The 17030-nt window shown below is 68.7% G+C and carries 20 protein-coding genes; 5 read left to right on the top strand and 15 right to left on the bottom strand.

What is annotated here, in order from left to right; genetic code table 11:
• The coding region (locus AB0B45_RS29170) for a transposase (RefSeq protein ID WP_358136799.1) at positions 1 to 437 on the top strand (437 nt) is incomplete at its 5' end.
• Between the two features lie 21 nt (positions 438 to 458).
• Positions 459 to 1445, top strand: coding sequence for a site-specific integrase (locus AB0B45_RS29165; RefSeq protein ID WP_358136797.1), 987 nt, complete (start codon positions 459 to 461; stop codon positions 1443 to 1445).
• On the opposite strand, the gene AB0B45_RS29160 is transcribed toward AB0B45_RS29165, so the two are convergent.
• The 3 genes from AB0B45_RS29160 to AB0B45_RS29150 all read right to left on the bottom strand — a co-directional run bounded on the left by AB0B45_RS29160 (position 1442) and on the right by AB0B45_RS29150 (position 4060).
• Entirely contained in the window at positions 1442 to 2089 is a 648-nt protein-coding gene (locus AB0B45_RS29160) for an HAD-IA family hydrolase (RefSeq protein ID WP_358136795.1), read from the bottom strand. The genes AB0B45_RS29165 and AB0B45_RS29160 overlap by 4 nt on opposite strands.
• Positions 2090 to 2095: 6 nt before the next feature.
• Entirely contained in the window at positions 2096 to 2764 is a 669-nt protein-coding gene (locus AB0B45_RS29155; RefSeq protein ID WP_358136793.1) for a DUF4240 domain-containing protein, read from the bottom strand.
• A 141-nt stretch (positions 2765 to 2905) separates the two neighbouring features.
• A complete protein-coding gene (locus AB0B45_RS29150) occupies positions 2906 to 4060 on the bottom strand; it encodes an acyl-CoA dehydrogenase family protein (protein WP_358136791.1) in 1155 nt (384 codons plus the stop codon).
• Positions 4061 to 4183: 123 nt separating this feature from the next.
• Between AB0B45_RS29150 and AB0B45_RS29145 the strand changes: the two genes are divergently transcribed.
• On the top strand, positions 4184 to 5497 hold the full coding sequence (locus AB0B45_RS29145; protein WP_358136788.1) for a UDP-glucose/GDP-mannose dehydrogenase family protein: 1314 nt from the start codon (positions 4184 to 4186) through the stop codon (positions 5495 to 5497).
• A 10-nt stretch (positions 5498 to 5507) separates the two neighbouring features.
• Here the strand turns inward: AB0B45_RS29145 and purE are convergent, their stop codons facing one another.
• Positions 5508 to 6020 (bottom strand): 5-(carboxyamino)imidazole ribonucleotide mutase, encoded by a 513-nt coding sequence (purE, locus tag AB0B45_RS29140; protein ID WP_358136785.1) that lies wholly within the window; start codon positions 6018 to 6020, stop codon positions 5508 to 5510.
• Positions 6017 to 7168: a 5-(carboxyamino)imidazole ribonucleotide synthase gene (locus AB0B45_RS29135; RefSeq protein WP_358136783.1), complete on the bottom strand. Its 1152-nt coding sequence runs from the start codon at positions 7166 to 7168 to the stop codon at positions 6017 to 6019. Before AB0B45_RS29135 ends, purE begins: the two co-directional genes overlap by 4 nt.
• Before the next feature lie 565 nt (positions 7169 to 7733).
• Here AB0B45_RS29135 and AB0B45_RS29130 point away from each other — a divergent pair.
• Positions 7734 to 8225, top strand: a complete 492-nt coding sequence (locus AB0B45_RS29130; RefSeq protein WP_358136781.1) for a GtrA family protein — start codon at positions 7734 to 7736, stop codon at positions 8223 to 8225.
• 203 nt (positions 8226 to 8428) lie between these two features.
• Here AB0B45_RS29130 and AB0B45_RS29125 read toward each other — a convergent pair whose 3' ends face one another.
• Positions 8429 to 9073, bottom strand: a complete 645-nt coding sequence (locus AB0B45_RS29125; protein WP_358136779.1) for a maleylpyruvate isomerase family mycothiol-dependent enzyme — start codon at positions 9071 to 9073, stop codon at positions 8429 to 8431.
• Positions 9074 to 9156: 83 nt separating this feature from the next.
• Here AB0B45_RS29125 and AB0B45_RS29120 point away from each other — a divergent pair, with 83 nt between their 5' ends.
• Entirely contained in the window at positions 9157 to 9594 is a 438-nt protein-coding gene (locus AB0B45_RS29120) for a MarR family transcriptional regulator (protein WP_358136776.1), read from the top strand.
• Between the two features lie 4 nt (positions 9595 to 9598).
• On the opposite strand, the gene AB0B45_RS29115 is transcribed toward AB0B45_RS29120, so the two are convergent.
• The 9 genes from AB0B45_RS29115 to AB0B45_RS29075 all read right to left on the bottom strand — a co-directional run bounded on the left by AB0B45_RS29115 (position 9599) and on the right by AB0B45_RS29075 (position 16899).
• Positions 9599 to 10873, bottom strand: a complete 1275-nt coding sequence (locus AB0B45_RS29115) for an ATP-binding protein (RefSeq protein ID WP_358136774.1) — start codon at positions 10871 to 10873, stop codon at positions 9599 to 9601.
• Between the two features lie 4 nt (positions 10874 to 10877).
• A complete protein-coding gene (locus AB0B45_RS29110) occupies positions 10878 to 11546 on the bottom strand; it encodes a response regulator transcription factor (RefSeq protein ID WP_043620820.1) in 669 nt (222 codons plus the stop codon).
• Between the two features lie 347 nt (positions 11547 to 11893).
• Complete coding sequence (gene bfr / locus AB0B45_RS29105; RefSeq protein ID WP_358136771.1) at positions 11894 to 12373, bottom strand: bacterioferritin; 480 nt, start codon at positions 12371 to 12373, stop codon at positions 11894 to 11896.
• Positions 12374 to 12391: 18 nt separating this feature from the next.
• The gene (locus AB0B45_RS29100) at positions 12392 to 12571 is read right to left on the bottom strand and encodes a (2Fe-2S)-binding protein (RefSeq protein ID WP_358136770.1); all 180 of its coding nucleotides are present in this window, start codon (positions 12569 to 12571) and stop codon (positions 12392 to 12394) included.
• A gap of 266 nt (positions 12572 to 12837) precedes the next feature.
• The gene (locus tag AB0B45_RS29095) at positions 12838 to 13434 is read right to left on the bottom strand and encodes an MBL fold metallo-hydrolase (protein WP_358136767.1); all 597 of its coding nucleotides are present in this window, start codon (positions 13432 to 13434) and stop codon (positions 12838 to 12840) included.
• Complete coding sequence (locus AB0B45_RS29090; RefSeq protein ID WP_358136764.1) at positions 13431 to 14516, bottom strand: S-(hydroxymethyl)mycothiol dehydrogenase; 1086 nt, start codon at positions 14514 to 14516, stop codon at positions 13431 to 13433. Before AB0B45_RS29090 ends, AB0B45_RS29095 begins: the two co-directional genes overlap by 4 nt.
• A 16-nt stretch (positions 14517 to 14532) precedes the next feature.
• A complete protein-coding gene (locus tag AB0B45_RS29085; RefSeq protein ID WP_358136761.1) occupies positions 14533 to 15489 on the bottom strand; it encodes an adenylate/guanylate cyclase domain-containing protein in 957 nt (318 codons plus the stop codon).
• A gap of 11 nt (positions 15490 to 15500) precedes the next feature.
• Positions 15501 to 16013: a PH domain-containing protein gene (locus AB0B45_RS29080; protein WP_358136758.1), complete on the bottom strand. Its 513-nt coding sequence runs from the start codon at positions 16011 to 16013 to the stop codon at positions 15501 to 15503.
• A gap of 34 nt (positions 16014 to 16047) precedes the next feature.
• Complete coding sequence (locus AB0B45_RS29075) at positions 16048 to 16899, bottom strand: biotin--[acetyl-CoA-carboxylase] ligase (protein WP_358136755.1); 852 nt, start codon at positions 16897 to 16899, stop codon at positions 16048 to 16050.
• Between the last annotated feature and the right edge of the window lie 131 nt (positions 16900 to 17030).

The raw sequence follows: 17030 nt of genomic DNA, 5'->3' as shown, positions 1-17030 counted from the left end.
CCTGGCGCTCGGACACCACCAGGCAACCGCCGCTCCCAGCCCCGCCCACGGTGCGGCAAGCCACCGGATGGCTGCTGCGCAACCCCGCCACCCTCACCACCGACGAGCAACGACACCTGGACGCACTCACCACCGCCTGCCCACCCCTGGCCAGGCTCTACGACCACGTCCGCAACTTCGCCGACATGATGGTCAACCGGCACGGCCACCACCTCGAACGCTGGATGGCCACAGCCGACGCCGACGACCTACCCGAACTGCGCTCCTTCATCACGGGCCTGCGCCGTGATCTCGACGCAGCCCGCGCGGGTCTGACCCTGCCCTACAGCTCCGGCCCGGTCGAGGGACACGTCAACCGCATCAAGATGCTCAAGCGACAGATGTATGGACGAGCCAACCCCGACCTACTGCGCAAACGCGTCCTACTCGCCGACTGAGCCCGCCCCTTCACGGAATTCGTGCCAGACCCTCCGTCGACGAAGATCCGCTACGAGTACATCTATCGCCTCCACGTCGCTCCGGCCTTCGGCCGCCGCCAAGTGAAGGGCATCAAGCCGTCCGATATCCAGCGCTGGGTCAGCGAACTGAGCGAGCGCTTCGAGAGCTCCACGGTTCAGACCTCGTTCCTGGTCCTGCAAGGGGTCCTGGAGCTCGCCGTGGCTGATGACGCGATCCGGAAGAACCCCGCAAAGTCATCGATCGTCCAGGTTCCCAAGAGAGTGGGAGAGGAGGTCACCGCGTGGCCTGACGAGCGCGTGCACGCGATGATCGACGCTCATCCGGAGTTCCTGCGTGCCCTTCCGATCATCGCTGCGGCATGTGGTCTGCGGCAGGGGGAGCTGTTCGGGCTGGCGTTGGAGGACATCGACTTCGACGAGCAGACCGTTCGCATTCGGCGGCAGATCAAGAAACTGGGAGACAAGCACGTCTTCGCGCTGCCGAAGAACGACCGGGAGCGTACGGCCCCGCTCCCCGCGTGGGCCGCGGCTGCGATTCGGGCACACGTTGCCAAGCATCCACCCCTGCTGTGCACCCTGCCGTGGGAGAAGCCCAACGGGAAGCCTCGTACTCACAACCTGCTGTTCCGGTGGACGGATGACCAGTTCGTCCGGGCGCGGTCCTACAGCGAACTCGTCTGGAAGCCCGCCTTGGTAGCCGCCGGAGTGATCCCATCGCCCACGAAGGACGCTCGTCAGCGCAGCCGCTTCACCACGACTCGCAAAGAAGGCATCCACCAGCTTCGCCATTACTACGCAAGCGTCATGCTGGCCGGCGGCGTCTCGGTCAGAGAGCTGGCGGAGTACCTCGGCCACGCGGACCCGTCCTTCACGCTTCGCGTCTACGCCCACATGATGCCTGGCTCTCATGACCGCGCCAGGCACGCGATCGACAGCAGACTGTTCAAGCCTCGGCCTACCACCACCAGCACGGAGGCCATGGCCTAGCTCTCTCGCAAGATCTCCATCGCGCGGACCACGTCAGTGACGACGTGGTCCGCTTCCTTATGCTCGCTCGCGCTGCCGTCACGGTTGATCCAGATCGTTCGGAGTCCGGCGGCGCGGCCACCTGTGATGTCGGCGTCGAGACGGTCACCGACCATCCACCCGCCTTCCTCGAGACTCGCGCCGCACCGCCGAGCGGCGATCTCGAACAAGCCTCGCTCAGGTTTACGGACACCTTCGAGGCCGGACAAGGCATACGCGTCCACAACGTCGATCAGGCCTGTGCGCTGGATCTTCCCGAGCTGGTTGTCCGCCGTTCCGTTGGTGACGATTCCCACCTTCCAACCAGCCCCGCGTAGACGCACGAGACCGTTCAGGACCTCGGTTCGACATCGAACGAGATGAGGCATGCGTCGACGGTAGGCACCCCACAGCACGTCGACAGGCTCAGGGAGGCCGAATTCCCCGCGTACCTTGGCGAAGAACTCCTCGCGATGGGGAAGTCCGTCGCGGTCCAGAGAGACCAGCCAGTCGGTCGCCCCGTGCGGCAGCCGGTGCTGATCGGCGAACTCGACGATCCAGACCCTGAAGGCGGCATCCAGATCTATGAGTGTGTTGTCCAGGTCGAAGAGCGCGAGTCGCTGCACGAGGCCTCAGGAGCTGTCGTAGCGGCGTGCAACAAGAGGGAGACGGCGCGCGATTTCCGCTTCGTCGCCGAAGTCCCATTCCTCGCCGTCGGGCTCATCGTTGACGGTGACGAAAGGGAACTTGCCGATGACTCCTCGGGCTCGTACGGCCTCACCCAGGTGATCTGTCTCGAATCCGGTGACTTTGAGGTAAGGGTCGAATGTCACGTAGCCGAGCGCCTCGTACCCGGGATAAACCTCCCCAGGCCAAATCTCGCGCCGCCGCAGGGCGATCCGCACCAGACGAAATGCCCCATCCTCCGACCGCCATGTACGGCGATAGCCACGGAAGAAGGATCGCTGCAACTCCCTGAGATGCTCGACCTCTGGCAACTCGACGACGCGATCAGGGCGGTCGACCACCATCTCGAAGGTCTCGCGACCAAGACTCACCAGCCAGTTCACGAAGTACTCGAAGCCGTCGGTCGAGGGGCCGTCGAACACGATGCAGAAGAGCGCATACATGTCCCACGTGCAGGCGCGGTTGGTGGTGATCGTCCAGAAGGTGTCGTAGTCGACGATCTCTTCGGCGGACAGACCGGACAGGTGCCTCTCCAGCCACGCCACACGCGCACGCCTGGTGTCGGTTTCCCTGCCGGAACGTTCGATCAGGTCCCAGAAGCCGTCGATGTCCACAAGGTGTCATCGTGACAGCTCATTGCTCCAGCGCCAAGATCACGGAACAGCCACGGAACAGAGGGATAGTTCAAGATCCTTCTGAACGCGCGAAACCCGGCCCCCCTCACCGTAGAGACCGGGTTTTCGCAGGTCATCACCCTACTTCAGAAGCTGCCTCGCCATCACCATGCGCTGGATCTGGTTGGTGCCCTCGTAGATCTGGGTGATCTTGGCGTCGCGCATCATGCGCTCGACGGGGAACTCGCGCGTGTAGCCGTACCCGCCGAGCAGTTGCACCGCGTCGGTCGTGATTTCCATAGCGGCGTCCGATGCGGCGCACTTCGCGGCGCTCGACAGGAACGTAAGGTCCTTCTGGGGTCGGCCGTGCATCGCCAGCTCCGACTTGGCCGCGGCGTGGTAGGTCAGCTGCCGAGCCGCCTCCAGCTTCATGCCCATGTCCGCGATCATGAACTGCAGTCCCTGGAACTCGGCGATCGCCTTGCCGAACTGCTTCCGCTCCTTCACGTACCCGATCGCGTAGTCGAGCGCTCCCTGGGCGATGCCCAGCGCCTGGGCGGCGATCGTGATCCGGGTGTGGTCGAGGGTCGCCAGGGCGGTCTTGAAGCCCGTCCCTGGGGCGCCGATCATGCGGGATGCCGGGATGCGGACGTCCTCGAGGATGACCTGGCGCGTCGGCGATGCCTTGATGCCGAGCTTCTTCTCCTTGGGCCCGAAGGAGACGCCTTCGTCAGACTTTTCCACGACGAAGGCGGAGATGCCGCGACCGCCCGCGGAGGGGTCGGTGACGGCCATGACCGTGTAGTACTCGGAGACGCCCGCATTGGTGATCCACATCTTGACGCCGTTGAGGACGTAGTGGTCACCGTCGAGGACCGCACGGGTCTTCATGGCGGCCGCGTCGGATCCGGCCTCGGGCTCGGACAGCGCGTAGGAGAACATCGCCTCGCCCGTGGCGACCGGCGCGAGGTAGCGCGCCTTCAGCTCCTCCGACGCCGACAGGAGGAGGGGGACGGTGCCGAGCTTGTTCACGGCGGGGATCAGCGAGGAGGAGGCGCAGGCGCGGGCGACCTCCTCGATGACGATGACCGCGGCGAGCGCGTCGCCTCCCGCACCGCCGTACTCCTCGGGGACGTGGATCGCGTGCAGGTCAGCGGCCACGAGCGACTTGTAGACGTCCCACGGGAACTCCTCCCGCTCGTCGGCCTCGGCGGCGCGCGGCGCGATCTTCTCATCGGCGAGGGCGCGGACGGTCTCGCGGAGCATCTCGTGCTCCTCGGTGAGGGCGTAGGTCATACCCGAATACTAGGACGTCCAAGCATCTTGTTACCAGCCGGTACGATTTCGCGGTTTACCCAGGTGGCACAGTGGAACTTACGGAGACCGGTAACATGCCTTGGCGATGAAAGGAGCTCACTCGTGCCATATCGCCTTACGGTGATCGGAACCGGGTATCTGGGCATCACTCACGCGGCCTGCATGGCCGACCTGGGGTTCGAGGTTCTCGGCCTCGACGTGGACGCCGACAAGGTCCGTCGATTGCAGAGCGGTGAGCTGCCGATCCACGAACCCGGACTGGAAGAGATCCTGAGGCGAGGGCTCGCGTCGGGACGGCTTCGCTTCACCACCTCCTACGAGGAGGCGGCCGCGTTCGGTGACGTCCATTTCCTGTGCCTGGGCACGCCGCAGAAGCAGGGTGAGTACGCCGCGGACATCTCCTACCTCGACGCGGCCGTCGAGTCGCTCGCGCCGTACCTCGAGAGGGAGTGTCTGGTCGTCGGCAAGTCGACGGTCCCCGTCGGCACCGCGGCCCGCCTGGCCGCCAAACTCGCGCGGCTGGCTCCGGTCAACGCGTCGGCCGAGCTGGCGTGGAACCCCGAGTTCCTGCGCGAGGGCTTCGCCGTCCAGGACACGCTCAAGCCCGACCGCATCGTGATCGGCGTCGCCTCCGAGCAGGCGGAGAAGATCCTGCGCGAGGTCTACGAGCCGCTCGGCGACATTCCGATGGTGGTGACCGACTACCCGACGTCCGAGCTGGTCAAGAGCGCGGCGAACGCGTTCCTCGCCACCAAGATCTCCTTCATCAACGCGATGGCCGAGGTCTGTGAGGCATCTCACGCGGACGTTCAGCAGCTGTCTAGAGCGCTGTCGTTCGACGACAGGATCGGCGGGCGCTTCCTCAACCCCGGTCTCGGGTTCGGCGGCGGGTGCCTGCCCAAGGACATCCGCGCGTTCATGGCGCGGGCGGGCGAGCTGGGCGCCGACCAGGCGCTGACGTTCCTGCGCGAGGTCGACGCGATCAACATGCGCCGACGGGCGCGGATGGTGGACCTGGCGAGGGAGCTGGCGGGCGGCTCGTTCCGCGGGTGCACGGTCGGCGTGCTGGGCGCGGCGTTCAAGCCGAACTCGGACGACATCCGCGACTCCCCCGCGCTCGACGTCGCCGTGACGATCGGGCAGCAGGGCGGGCAGGTCACCGTCTACGACCCGATCGCGCTGGACAACGCGCGCAAGGCGCATCCCGAGCTCTCCTACGGCATCTCGGCGCTCGACGCGGTTCGTGGCGCGCACGTGGTGCTGCTGCTGACCGAGTGGCAGGAGTTCGTGGAGCTGGACCCGGAGGAGCTGGGCGCCGCGGTCGCCACCCGCAAGATCGTCGACGGGCGTAACGCGCTGAACTCCGAGGCCTGGCGCTCTGCGGGCTGGCACTACCGCGCCCTCGGCCGCCCGTAGCCGCCGCCGGCTACGGGCGGTGGGCCGGCAGCCCCAGCTCGGCCGCCTCGGCGCGCAGCTTCTCGCCCTTGGCGTGGGCCTGGTCGCGTAGCGTCTCCTGGAAGGCCTCCATGCGCCGGAGCAACCCCTCGTCGGAGGCGGCGAGGATGCGGACGGCCAGCAGCCCCGCGTTGCGCGCCCCGCCGACGGCGACCGTCGCCACGGGCACGCCCGCGGGCATCTGCACGATGGACAGCAGGGAGTCCATGCCGTCGAGGTACTTCAGCGGCACGGGCACGCCGATCACCGGCAGCGGGGTGACCGAGGCCAGCATGCCGGGCAGGTGCGCCGCGCCACCGGCGCCCGCGATGATCACCTTGAGGCCGCGGGCCGCGGCGTGCCTGCCGTACTCGATCATCTCGGTCGGCATGCGGTGCGCGGAGACCACGTCGGCCTCGAACGGCACGCCGAACTCGGCCACCGCCTCCGCCGCCAGCTTCATGACCGGCCAGTCGGAGTCGCTGCCCATCACGATGCCGATCATGTGTACTCCCCTGTGGTGAGGTAGACGGCCGCGTGCCTGGCACGGGCCCTGGCGTCGTCGAGGTCGGCGCCGAGCACGGTCACGTGGCCGATCTTGCGCCCCGGCCGCACCTCCTTGCCGTAGAAGTGCACCTTGACGCCCGGGTCGTGGGCCATCACGTGCTCGTAGCGCTTGAAGATGGCGGGGTCGTCGCCGCCGAGGAGGTTGGCCATGACGACGTACGGAGCGGCCAGGGAGGGCGAACCGAGCGGCAGGTCGAGCACCGCGCGCAGGTGCTGCTCGAACTGGGAGGTGCGGGCGCCCTCGATGGTCCAGTGGCCGCTGTTGTGGGGGCGCATGGCCAGCTCGTTGACCACGAGCCCGTCGGCGGTCTCGAACATCTCCACCGCCAGCAGCCCGGTCACGCCCAGCTCGTCGGCGATCTTCAGCGCGATGCGCTGGGCCTGGGCGGCGTCCTCGGGGTCGAGGCCGGGCGCGGGGGCCAGGACCTCGACGCAGATGCCGTTCTCCTGGACGGTCTCCACCACCGGGTAGCTGACGCCCTGGCCGTGGGGTGAGCGGGCGACCAGCACGGCCAGCTCGCGCTGGAAGGGAACGAACGCCTCGGCCATCAGCGGGACACCGGTCGCGACCACGTCGGCGGCCTGGGCCGCGTCGTCGCACACCCAGACACCGCGGCCGTCGTAGCCACCCCTGATCGCCTTCAGCACGACGGGCCAGCCGTTCTCCGCGCCGAACTCCTCGACGTCGGCGACCTTCTCCACGGTCCGCCACGCGGGGCACGGCGCGCCGAACTCGGTCAGCCGCCTGCGCATCTCGGCCTTGTCCTGGGCGTGGACCAGCGCGTCGGCTCCTGGATGCGCCTCGACGCCCTCGGCGGCCAGCGCCCTGATGTGCTCGGTGGGAACGTGCTCGTGGTCGAAGGTGACGGCGTCACAGCCGGAGGCGAAATCGCGCAGGACCGTGAGGTCGCGGTAGTCGCCCAGCCTGGTGTCGACGATCACCTTGGCGGCGCTCTCGTCCGGGGTGTTGGCGAGGACCCGCAGCTCGATGCCGAGCGGGATGGCCGCCTGCTGCATCATGCGGGCCAACTGGCCCGCCCCGACAACGCCCACCACGGGGCCGACATGCGAAGAGGTGCTGCTCACGTGCCCGAAGCATACCGGCAGGCGCGCCGCTTCCATCCGGTGGATGGATTTGTGACGCCTGCGACGATACGGCAGGCCCCCGAAAGCCCACCGAGGTCACCGGTGGCCGCCCGTCCTCCCACGCCACTCCAGCGGGGCTTCGCCTCCCGCCGTCACGTCGCACGTTCATACCGGGGAGAGCTGGGCGGTCGTTCCGGGTCGCCTCACAGCACGACCGCCCAGCGCGTACTCCGTCCGGCGTGCTCAGCCGCCCGATCGGATGCGGATGGGACGGCGCTCCGCCCGGCCCCTCGCGGAGCCCCGGCACAGGTCACCCAGGGTGACGGCCGTCCATCGCGAGCCCCCCGACCCCGCGACCTGCGCGTCAGCGTAACGGCCATCGAGCCGCTTTACCCGTCACAAGACGATATTTCTAGAAATGCCGGTTGAGCGTGTGCAATGCGTGACGCACCGGGCGGCTTCGGAGGGTCTTCGCGCCCGGTCGTCCCCCTGGCCGGTAACCTGGTGGCGTCGGACCTGGTTGGAGGGTGCGGCAGGCGAAGCCGGAAAGGACCGTGCAGGAGACGTGGAGTTCCTCAAACGCGCCTACAAGCGGTTCGTTCAGATGGTTCACGAACTGGCGAAGTTCGGGACGATCGGCGGCATCGCCTTCCTCCTCGACATGGGCGCGACGAACCTCTTCCGGTTCGGGTTCGGCTGGGGCGCGCTGTTCTCGGCGGTGCTGGCCACCTGCATCTCGGCCACGTTCGCGTACGTGGGCAACCGCTTCTGGACGTTCCGGCACAGGGAGCAGAGCGGGCTGGCCAGGGAGTACGCGCTGTTCTTCCTGCTCAACGGGATCGGGCTGCTGATCGCGCTGATCTTCATCGGGTTCACGACCTACACCCTCGGCCTGTACGACCCGCTCAGCTACAACATCGCCAAGATCATCGGTGTGGGGTTCGGCACGCTGTTCCGGTTCTGGTCGTACAAGCGGTGGGTCTTCCTGGCCCCCGAAGACCCGCCGGTCGAGCCGTCCACCGGCCTCCCCGAGGCCGTCTCCTCCCCCAGGCACTGACCAGCGAGCCTTCGTTCGGACCGGCATGGGCCCGGTCGTGTCGGCGGATCGCGACCTCCGGCCGCGCCGTCGACGGTCCGAGGCCGCCCGTCCCCGACGCGGCCCGGAACTACCGCTGGACGGTTGAGGCCAAGCGGGAGCGAAGATCGGGCGGGGCTGCCGCTGGACGACTGGGATCGGGCGGGATCGAAGGTCGGGCGGGACTACAGCTGGACGGCTGGGGTCAGGCGAGACTGAAGGTCGGCCAGGCCGGGGCCGGACAGCTGTGAGAGGGCGGCCCGCCGCTCGGCCAGCAGCAGCAGGATCGCCCCGATGGTTCCCTCCACTCGAAGCCCCCGCCCCACGGACCAGGAGCAGTCGGTGGCGACGAGTTCGAGCCCTTCCAGCTTCCGCTGCGCGTGGAAGGGCCCTCCCATCGTCCAGACCCGGGTCGCGGCGGCGGCAGCGGGCCCGGCGGGCATGGTCCGGTCCCTGCCCAGCGGGATCGCGATGTCCTGCCCGTGCACGAGGACGTCGATGAGCGGTTCGAGGTCGCTGATGACGGGAGCCTTCCTGCGCGATCCGACCATCTCCCGCAGCAGGACGCCGTACTGCCGTACGGGCAGCTCGGCCTGCCGTACGGCGGTGTCGTGGATCATGCGGTTCATGTCTCCACGAGCCCTCAGCATCGCGAGTACCGCAGTGAGCAGGCCGATGTGGGCGAGCGTCAGGTGAGCCGCGACGTCGCGCACCCGCCAGCCCTCGCACAGGCTCGGTGTCGCCCACTCCTCCTCGGACAGCTCGTCGAAGAGGTCCGCGAGGCCGGACCGTTCGTGGTCGATCGCCTGCCACACCTCGTCGCGGTCCATCCCGGCCTCCCGCCGTCCGCCAACTTGGTACGATGTTGGAACCATTTTGGTTCGATAATCTGTCCAACGTCAAGGGGGTTTCCGTGTCTGAGGACGAGCTCAACCTCGGCGTGCTGTGCTTCATCCCCTACCGCGCCATGGAGACCAGAGTCATGGAGGCCCTGGCCAGGGCCGGCTTCGACGACATCACCCCCGCCCAGGGCCGGGTGTTCCAGCGGATCGGGCCGAACGGCACGCGCGTGAGCGACCTGGCCGAGCAGGCCAGGGTGAGCAAGCAGACGACCACGTTCCTCGTCGATCAGCTCGAGAAAGCCGGCTACGTGGAACGGGTGCAGGATCCGACCGACGCGAGGGCCAGGCTGGTGCGGGTCGCCGCTCGCGGCCACGCGGCCGGCGTGGTCGCCAAGGTCGTCGAGGCCGAGGTCGAGTCCGAGTGGACACGGCACCTCGGCAAGCGGGACGCCGGCCACCTTCGCCGGGCTCTCACCCGCCTCCGCGAGATCACCGACCCCTACCGGTGACGGTTCAGGCGGGGCCGGTCACCACGCGGCGGCTCGCGTTGTCGGCCGGGCGCAGGAAGATGGCGAACACCGCGGGACGGCGGCGCACGAGTTCGAGCCGCCCGCCGTCGGCGGCGGCCAGCGCGCGGGCGAGCGTGAGGCCGAGGCCGGTGCCGCCGCCCCCGCTCACGTTGCGTTCGAAGACCTTGGGGGCGATCTCGTCGGAGATGCCGGGCCCTTCGTCGGCCACCTCGATGACGATGTAGTTGTCGCTGCTGCTCGTCGACACGGAGACGGCGCCGCCGCCGTGCTGGATGGAGTTCTCCAGGAGGGACGCGATGACCTGGCCGAGGCCACCGCCGGTGGCCAGGGCCTTGAGGCCGCGGGCTCCGCCGAGGGACAGGGAACGGCCCGCGCGGCGGAAGGCGGGCTCCCACTCGGTGACCTGCTGGACGAGGACCTCGTCGACGGAGATCGGCTCGGCCTGGGCGATGCGCTGGCGGCGGGCGGCGGCGAGGAGTTCGTCGATGACCGCGGTGAGGCGTTCGGCCTGGACGATGGCGGCCTCGCCCTCCTCTCGGACGATCGCGGGCTCGTCGGAGGCGGCGACGATCTCCTCCAGGCGCATAGTGAGCCCGGTCAGGGGGGTGCGCAGCTGGTGGGAGGCGTCGGTGGCGAACTCGCGCTCGCGCGTGAGCAGGTCGGCGATGCGGGTGGCGCTGCGGTCGAGCACCTCGGCGACGCGGTCGAGTTCGGGGATGCCGTAACGGTGTTTGCTGGGCCGGGCATCCCCCGAGCCCAGCCGATCAGCGATCTTGGCCAGGTCCAGTAGGGGGAGGGTGAGCCGGCGGGACTGCACGATGGCGAGACCCACCGCGACCGCGAGAGCCGCGGCGGCCAGCGCCACGATGAGGAGCAGGCGAGCGCGGACGTCCCGCTCGACCTGATCCTTGTCGCGGCTCACCCTGACGTAGATGCCGCTGTCCGACTTGGCCTCCTCGTGCATGGAGTGGCCGGACGGCGGGGAGACGCCGACGACGGTAGCCGTCGGCGGGTTGCCGTTCACATAGATCTGGATGTATCGGTCCGGGTACTTCTGTGCCAGCTGTTGCGGATCGAGTGGTGTCTCCTGGATACGGGCGTATTCCACCTCACCCACGAGGCGGGTCGCCTCCGCCCTCAGCTGCTGGTTGGCGTCCTCGACGATCAGTCGGCTGACCACCACGCCCAGGGGCACCCCGAGCAGGAGGACGGCGATGACCGCGACGACCAGGGTGGAGGAGAGCAGGCGGCGGCGCACTGACCTACTCTCGCTCGAATCGGAAGCCGACTCCCCTGACGGTGGTGATGTAGCGCGGCTTGGCGGCGTCGTCGCCGAGCTTGCGCCTGAGCCAGGAGATGTGCATGTCGAGGGTCTTGGTGGAACCCCACCAGTTGGTGTCCCATACCTCGCGCATGATCTGTTCGCGGGTGACCACCTTGCCGGCGTCACGCACGAGGACGCGTAGCAGGTCGAACTCCTTGGTCGTCAGGTGGAGCTCCTTCTCCCCCATCCAGGCGCGACGGGAGTCGGCGTCGATGCGGACGCCCTGGACCACCGGGGTCTCTGAGGTGCCGCGCCTGAGCAGCGCTCTGACGCGAGCGAGGAGTTCGGCCAGGCGGAACGGCTTGGTGACGTAGTCGTCGGCACCGGCGTCGAGACCGACGACGGTGTCGACCTCGTCGACGCGTGCGGTGAGGATGAGCACCGGCGTGCCGTGCCCTTCGGCACGGATCCGGCGGGCGACCTCGAGGCCATCCATCTCGGGTAGGCCTAGGTCGAGAACGATGAGGTCGATGCCTCCCGACAGAGCCCTCTCGAGGGCCTGCGGGCCGTCGGGGCTCACCTCAACCTGGTAGCCCTCGCGGCGCAGGGCGCGCGCGAGTGGCTCGGAAATCGAGGTGTCATCCTCGGCGAGAAGTACGCAGGTCATGAAGCGATCGTAGGACCTTAGGCGATCGTTTCCCGGGCACAGCGCGCGGTTTGACTCGCGTTTGACCTATCTATTGACCTGGGCAAACGCTGATAAATGAGGGCTAGTGCGAATTTAATGCCCCACACATTACCCGGCCCTCAGCGTCCGCTCTTTCCTCTGCTAGGGCAAGCCCCCGTCTGCGCGCCATGGTCATCGCAGACCGCCGTCCAAGCACGACACTCCGGCGGGGCTCCGGTTCTCGCCGCCACGTCGCCCGAGAATCGCCCGTTTCGCCGAACGGCTTCGCCGTCCGGACAGCGAAACGCCCGCCGGGACGGATGTCACGGCGGGCGGGCCACGTTTTGCTAGTCGGAGGTCGGCTCGGCGTAGCGGGCGAGGTACAGCTGCTCGCCCAGGCTCTGGATGAGCCCCAGCTCGGTCTCCAGGTAGTCGATGTGGTGCTCCTCGTCCTCGAGGATGTCCTCGAAGAGGCGGGCGGAGGTCGTGTCGCCCTTCTCGCGCATCAGCTTGATGCCCGGCTTGAGCCGGTCGACCACGCTCAACTCGACCTCGAGGTCGGCTCTGAGCTGCTCCTCGACGGTCTGGCCGATGTGGAGGGTGCCGAGCCGCTGGTAGTTGGGCAGTCCTTCGAGAAAAAGAATGCGATCCGTGAGCCGCTCGGCGTGGCGCATCTCGTCGATGGACTCGTCGCGCGTGTGCTTGGCCAGTCTGGTGTAGCCCCAGTTCTCCTGCATCTTCGCGTGGAGGAAGTACTGGTTGATAGCGGTGAGCTCCGCGGTCAGCTGCTCGTTGAGCAGCTCGATGATCTGCTTGTCGCCCTGCATTGAACTGGGCTCCTCGTGCTATGCGGTCGGAATCAGGTCCTCGGACCGCTTCAGGATCGCACAGATCTTACGTACGCAAGTGGCACAGTCCGCCCCGGCGCCCGTGGTGTCGCGGATCTGCCGTGCGCTCTTGGCGCCCGCGGCGATGCAGTCGTGGACCTCGTTCTCGGTCACGGCGCGGCAGACGCATACGTACATCGGGGGACAAACCTCTCGCAGAAGACGGAGCCATAAGGTTAGGCACACCTAATGTAACCCACGTTGGTAAGGCTTGCCTATGTGTAGTGCGACACAGGCATAAAACACCCATAGGAGGACATCTCTCCTACAGGGATGCTCGGCCCTTCCCGTCAAGGATCTCCGGCCGGGCGCCGCGCGCGCATCCGCCCGCGGGCGCACGTTCCCACGGCGGCACTGCGCCTCCGGATGGCGGTGCCGCTACCTCCGGAGGCGGACGCGGGCTCCTAGAAGGAGGAGCTCTCCGCGCCGATGGTGGTGGAGTCGCCGTGACCGGTGTGGACGACGGTCTCCTTCGGCAGCGGCAGCAGCCTGGTCCTGATCGACTCGACGAGCGTCTCCCTGGAGGAGAACGACCGGCCCGTGGCGCCAGGGCCGCCCTGGAACAGCGTGTCGCCGGTGAAGACCGCGCAGAGCTCGGGCGCGTAGAGGCACACCGCACCCGGCGCGTGACCAGGGGTGTGGATGACCTGGAGCTCCACGCCGCCCGCCGCCAGCCTCTGGCCGTCCTCCAGCGGCGTGTACGGCACCGCGTCGCCGTACTCCATCTCCCACAGCACCTGATCCGCGGGGTGCAGCAGGATCGGCGCGCCGGTCAGCTCCGACAGCGCGGAGGCGGCGTTGATGTGGTCGTTGTGCGCGTGGGTGCACACGATCGCGGTGACGGTCCTGCCGCCCACCCGCTCGGCGATCTTCTCCGCCGAGTGGGCGGCGTCGATGACGATCACCGAGCGCGCGTCGCCGACCAGCCAGACGTTGTTGTCGACGTCCCATGTGCCGCCGTCGAGGGAGAACGTGCCCGAGGTGACGACCCTGTCGATCACAGCGTCACCACCGAGCGCAGGACCTCGCCCCTGTGCATCCTGGCGAAGGCCTCCTCGACCTGGCCGAGCGGGATCGTCTCCGACACGAACTTGTCGAGCGGAAGCCTGCCCTGCAGGAAGAGGTCGATCAGCATGGGGAAGTCGCGGGAGGGCAGGCAGTCGCCGTACCAGGAGGACTTGAGCGCGCCGCCGCGGCCGAAGACGTCCAGCAGGGGCAGCTCCAGCCGCATGGCCGGCGTGGGCACTCCCACGAGGACGACGACGCCCGCCAGGTCCCTGGCGTAGAAGGCCTGCTCGTAGGTCTCGGGGCGGCCGACCGCCTCGATGACGACGTCGGCGCCGAACCCGCCGGTCAGCGCGCGGATGGCGGCGACGGGGTCCTCCGCGCTCGAGTTCACGACGTCGGTGGCGCCGAAGTCGCGGGCCCAGGTCAGCTTGCGGTCGTCGACGTCCACCGCGATGATCTTGACGGCGCCCGCGAGCGAGGCGCCGAGGATGGCCGCGTCGCCGACGCCGCCGCAGCCGATGACGGCCACGGTGTCGCCGCGCGAGACGTTGCCCGTGTTGAGCGCGGCGCCGAGGCCCGCCATCACGCCGCAGCCGAGCAGGCCCGCGACCTCGGGCGGGGCGTCGGGGGAGACCTTGGTGCACTGGCCCGCCGCGACCAGCGTCTTCTCGATGAACGCGCCGATGCCAAGCGCGGGGCTGAGCTCGGTGCCGTCCTTCAACGTCATCTTCTGCGTGGCGTTGTGGGTGGCGAAGCAGTACCAGGGCCGCCCGCGCAGGCAGGCGCGGCAGTTGCCGCAGACCGCACGCCAGTTGAGGATCACGTAGTCGCCCGGCGCGAGGCCGGTGACCCCTTCGCCGACCGCCTCGACGACGCCGGCCGCCTCGTGGCCGAGCAGGAACGGGAAGTCGTCGTTGATCCCGCCCTCCCGGTAGTGGAGGTCGGTGTGGCAGACGCCGCACGCCTTCACGGCCACGACCGCCTCGCCCGGTCCCGGGTCCGGCACGAGTACGGTCTCGACGGAGACTTCCTGGCCCTTACCTCGGGCGATGACGCCCTGGACTTCGTACGGCATGCCGCTCATCATCTGCTCAAGACGATGATCTCCGCAAGACATACGGCTGCACCACGCCGAGACCCCTCGCAGGTCGGCGGCGGATCTTGTGCAGATCGAAGTCCTTGCCGGCCAGCCCCTCGGCCAGCTCCGCGTCGATGATGATCGTGCCAGGCCGGGCGATGGCGGTCAGCCTGGCGGCCAGGTTGACGGTCGTGCCGAACACGTCGCCCATCATCGGCAGCACGGGACCGTAGGCCATGCCGATGCGCAGCTCGCCCGTCTCGATGAGGTCGAGCGCGATCGCGGCGGCCTGTGCCTGGGTGGGCGCGGTGAACAGCACCTCGTCGCCCAGCGTCTTGACCAGCCTGGCGCCGTGGGCGGCGACCACGTCGGAGGCGCGCGACTCGAATCCCTCCACGAGCTCGGCGAGCTCCCGCTCCGACAGCTCCCTCGACCTCCTGGTGAAGGAGACCAGGTCGGCGAATCCCACCGCGATCGACACGCGGGTCGGCACCCGCTCGTCGTTGATGTCGGCCATTGCGAGCAGGCGGGTCCCCGCGGCGGCGAGCTGGGCCCGCCAGACGTGGACGAGCACGTGCTCGAAGTCGGGCAGCAGCTGCTGTGACGTCTCCAGGATCCTGGCGAGGTCGCCGTCGGACGGCTCCTCGCTCGGCAGCATCGCCCCGATCATGATCTCGGCCTGCCATTGGGCGAGCCTCGCGGTGGTCTGTCCGAGCGCCCTGGCCAGGCGGATGACCGTGGGCTCGTCCAGCAGCCCGCCGTCGAGCATCTTGCGGACCCTGCCCAGCGCGGCCACGTCCGCGTCGGAGAACGCCACCGCGTCGTCGGCGTGCGTCGCGAACCCCAGAGCGCGCCAGATCCGTTCGGCGAGCTCCTGCGACACCCCCGCCGCCGCGGCGACCTGCTCCCTGGTGTAGCGGGCCGTGGTGCCGACCAGCAGCCGCTCGATCTCCTCCGCCGTCGGCCTCATCGTCGTGACGACTACCTTCCGTCGACGTCGCCGTCGGAGACGTCCTCGACCGCGCGGAACAGGTCGGCCCGCACGTCCTGGATCTTGGGGATGTCGCGGAGGGCCAGCTGGCCCTGTTCGCTGGCCGACTCGACGGTCAGCGTGCCGCAGCCCAGCATCCGCTCGGCGAAGGACTGGTCGGAGCTCACCGAGTTGACCTTGGTGAGGGGGATCTCGTCGGTCGACTTGTTCAGCACGCCCGTGCTGATCGTGAAGCGGTGCGTGGTGAGCACGTAGCCGGTGTTCTTCCACTGCAGGTAGGGGACGAACGACCAGATCGTCAGCAGGATGACCGCGATCACGACGACCGCGGCCCTGCCGTACAGCGCGAACTCCCAGTCGCCCGGGATCAGGTACAGCCCCGCGCCGGTGGCGGCGAGGATGAGGACGAGCGCGAGCGCGGGCCCGACGAGCCGCTTCCAGTGCGGGTGGAACGACCTGATGCGCCGTTCGCCCTGAGTCAGGTGATGATCCGGGAGAGTCATGGCAGAAATCGTGGCACGGACCCCTCGTCGAACGCTACGAAGAAGGACGAACGTGGACCACGTCGCCCGCGCTGAGGGTCTGCCCCGCGACCTGGAGATGCCCCGACGGGTCGATGCCCGTCGCCATGCCGGTCAGCAGCCGCTCGCCCGGCAGCTCCACCCGCACCTCGCGGCCGATCGTGGCGCTCGAAGCCTGGTAGGCGGCGCGCAGGCCCGAGGCGTCGGCGTCGCCGTCGGCCGCCGTCCACTCGCGGTAGTGGCTCTCGATCTCGCGCAGGATGGCCTTGATCAGCGGGTCCCTGTCAGTGCCTTGCGGGCGCTCGCGGTCGGGGTCGGGGTCGGCCTCCGCGCCCTCGAGCTCGATGGCGATCGAGGTGGCGGCGTCGGTGGGCAGCTCGGGGGTGCGGAGCGTGACGTTCAACCCCATGCCGACGACGACCGCGCCGTTCTCGACCCGCTCGGCCAGGATGCCTGCCAGCTTCCTCTCGCCGACCAGCAGGTCGTTCGGCCACTTCAGCCTGACGTCCAGCTCCGCGACACGCCGTACGGCGGAGGCCGCGGCCACCCCGAACAGCAGCGGCAGCCAGCCCTGGCGGTCGGGCGGCACCTGGGGGCGCAGCAGCACGGAGAAGGTGAGCCCTGAGCGGGGTGGCGCGTTCCAAATGCGGCCCAGCCTGCCGCGGCCCGCGAACTGGGCCTCGGCGATCAGCACCGACCCCTCCCTCGCACCCGCTCTGGCCTGCTGGGCGAGGTCCGCGTTGGTGGATCCGGTACGGTCCACGACGGTGAGGTCCGTCCACAGGCCGCCCGGCCTGACCAGGGCGCGGGCGAGCGCCGCCTGGTTCAGCGGCGGGCGGTCGAGATCGGCGAAGCGAGAATCGGACACCTCACCATCTTCTCCCAGATTGACCCCTCATCGCGCCCGATTCGGCCGACCCAAACCCCCACCCGAGGTCCCCGCCTCCTGAGGCCGCCGAAGAGGCACCGATCGGCGGCCGGCTGACGTCTCCTTGAAGG

Origin of the sequence: Nonomuraea sp. NPDC049152 (assembly GCF_040648355.1) — a bacterium.
GTDB lineage: Bacteria > Actinomycetota > Actinomycetes > Streptosporangiales > Streptosporangiaceae > Nonomuraea.
The sequence above is the reverse complement of the archived record's forward strand: the minus strand, read 5'-3'. Positions and strand labels throughout refer to the sequence as shown.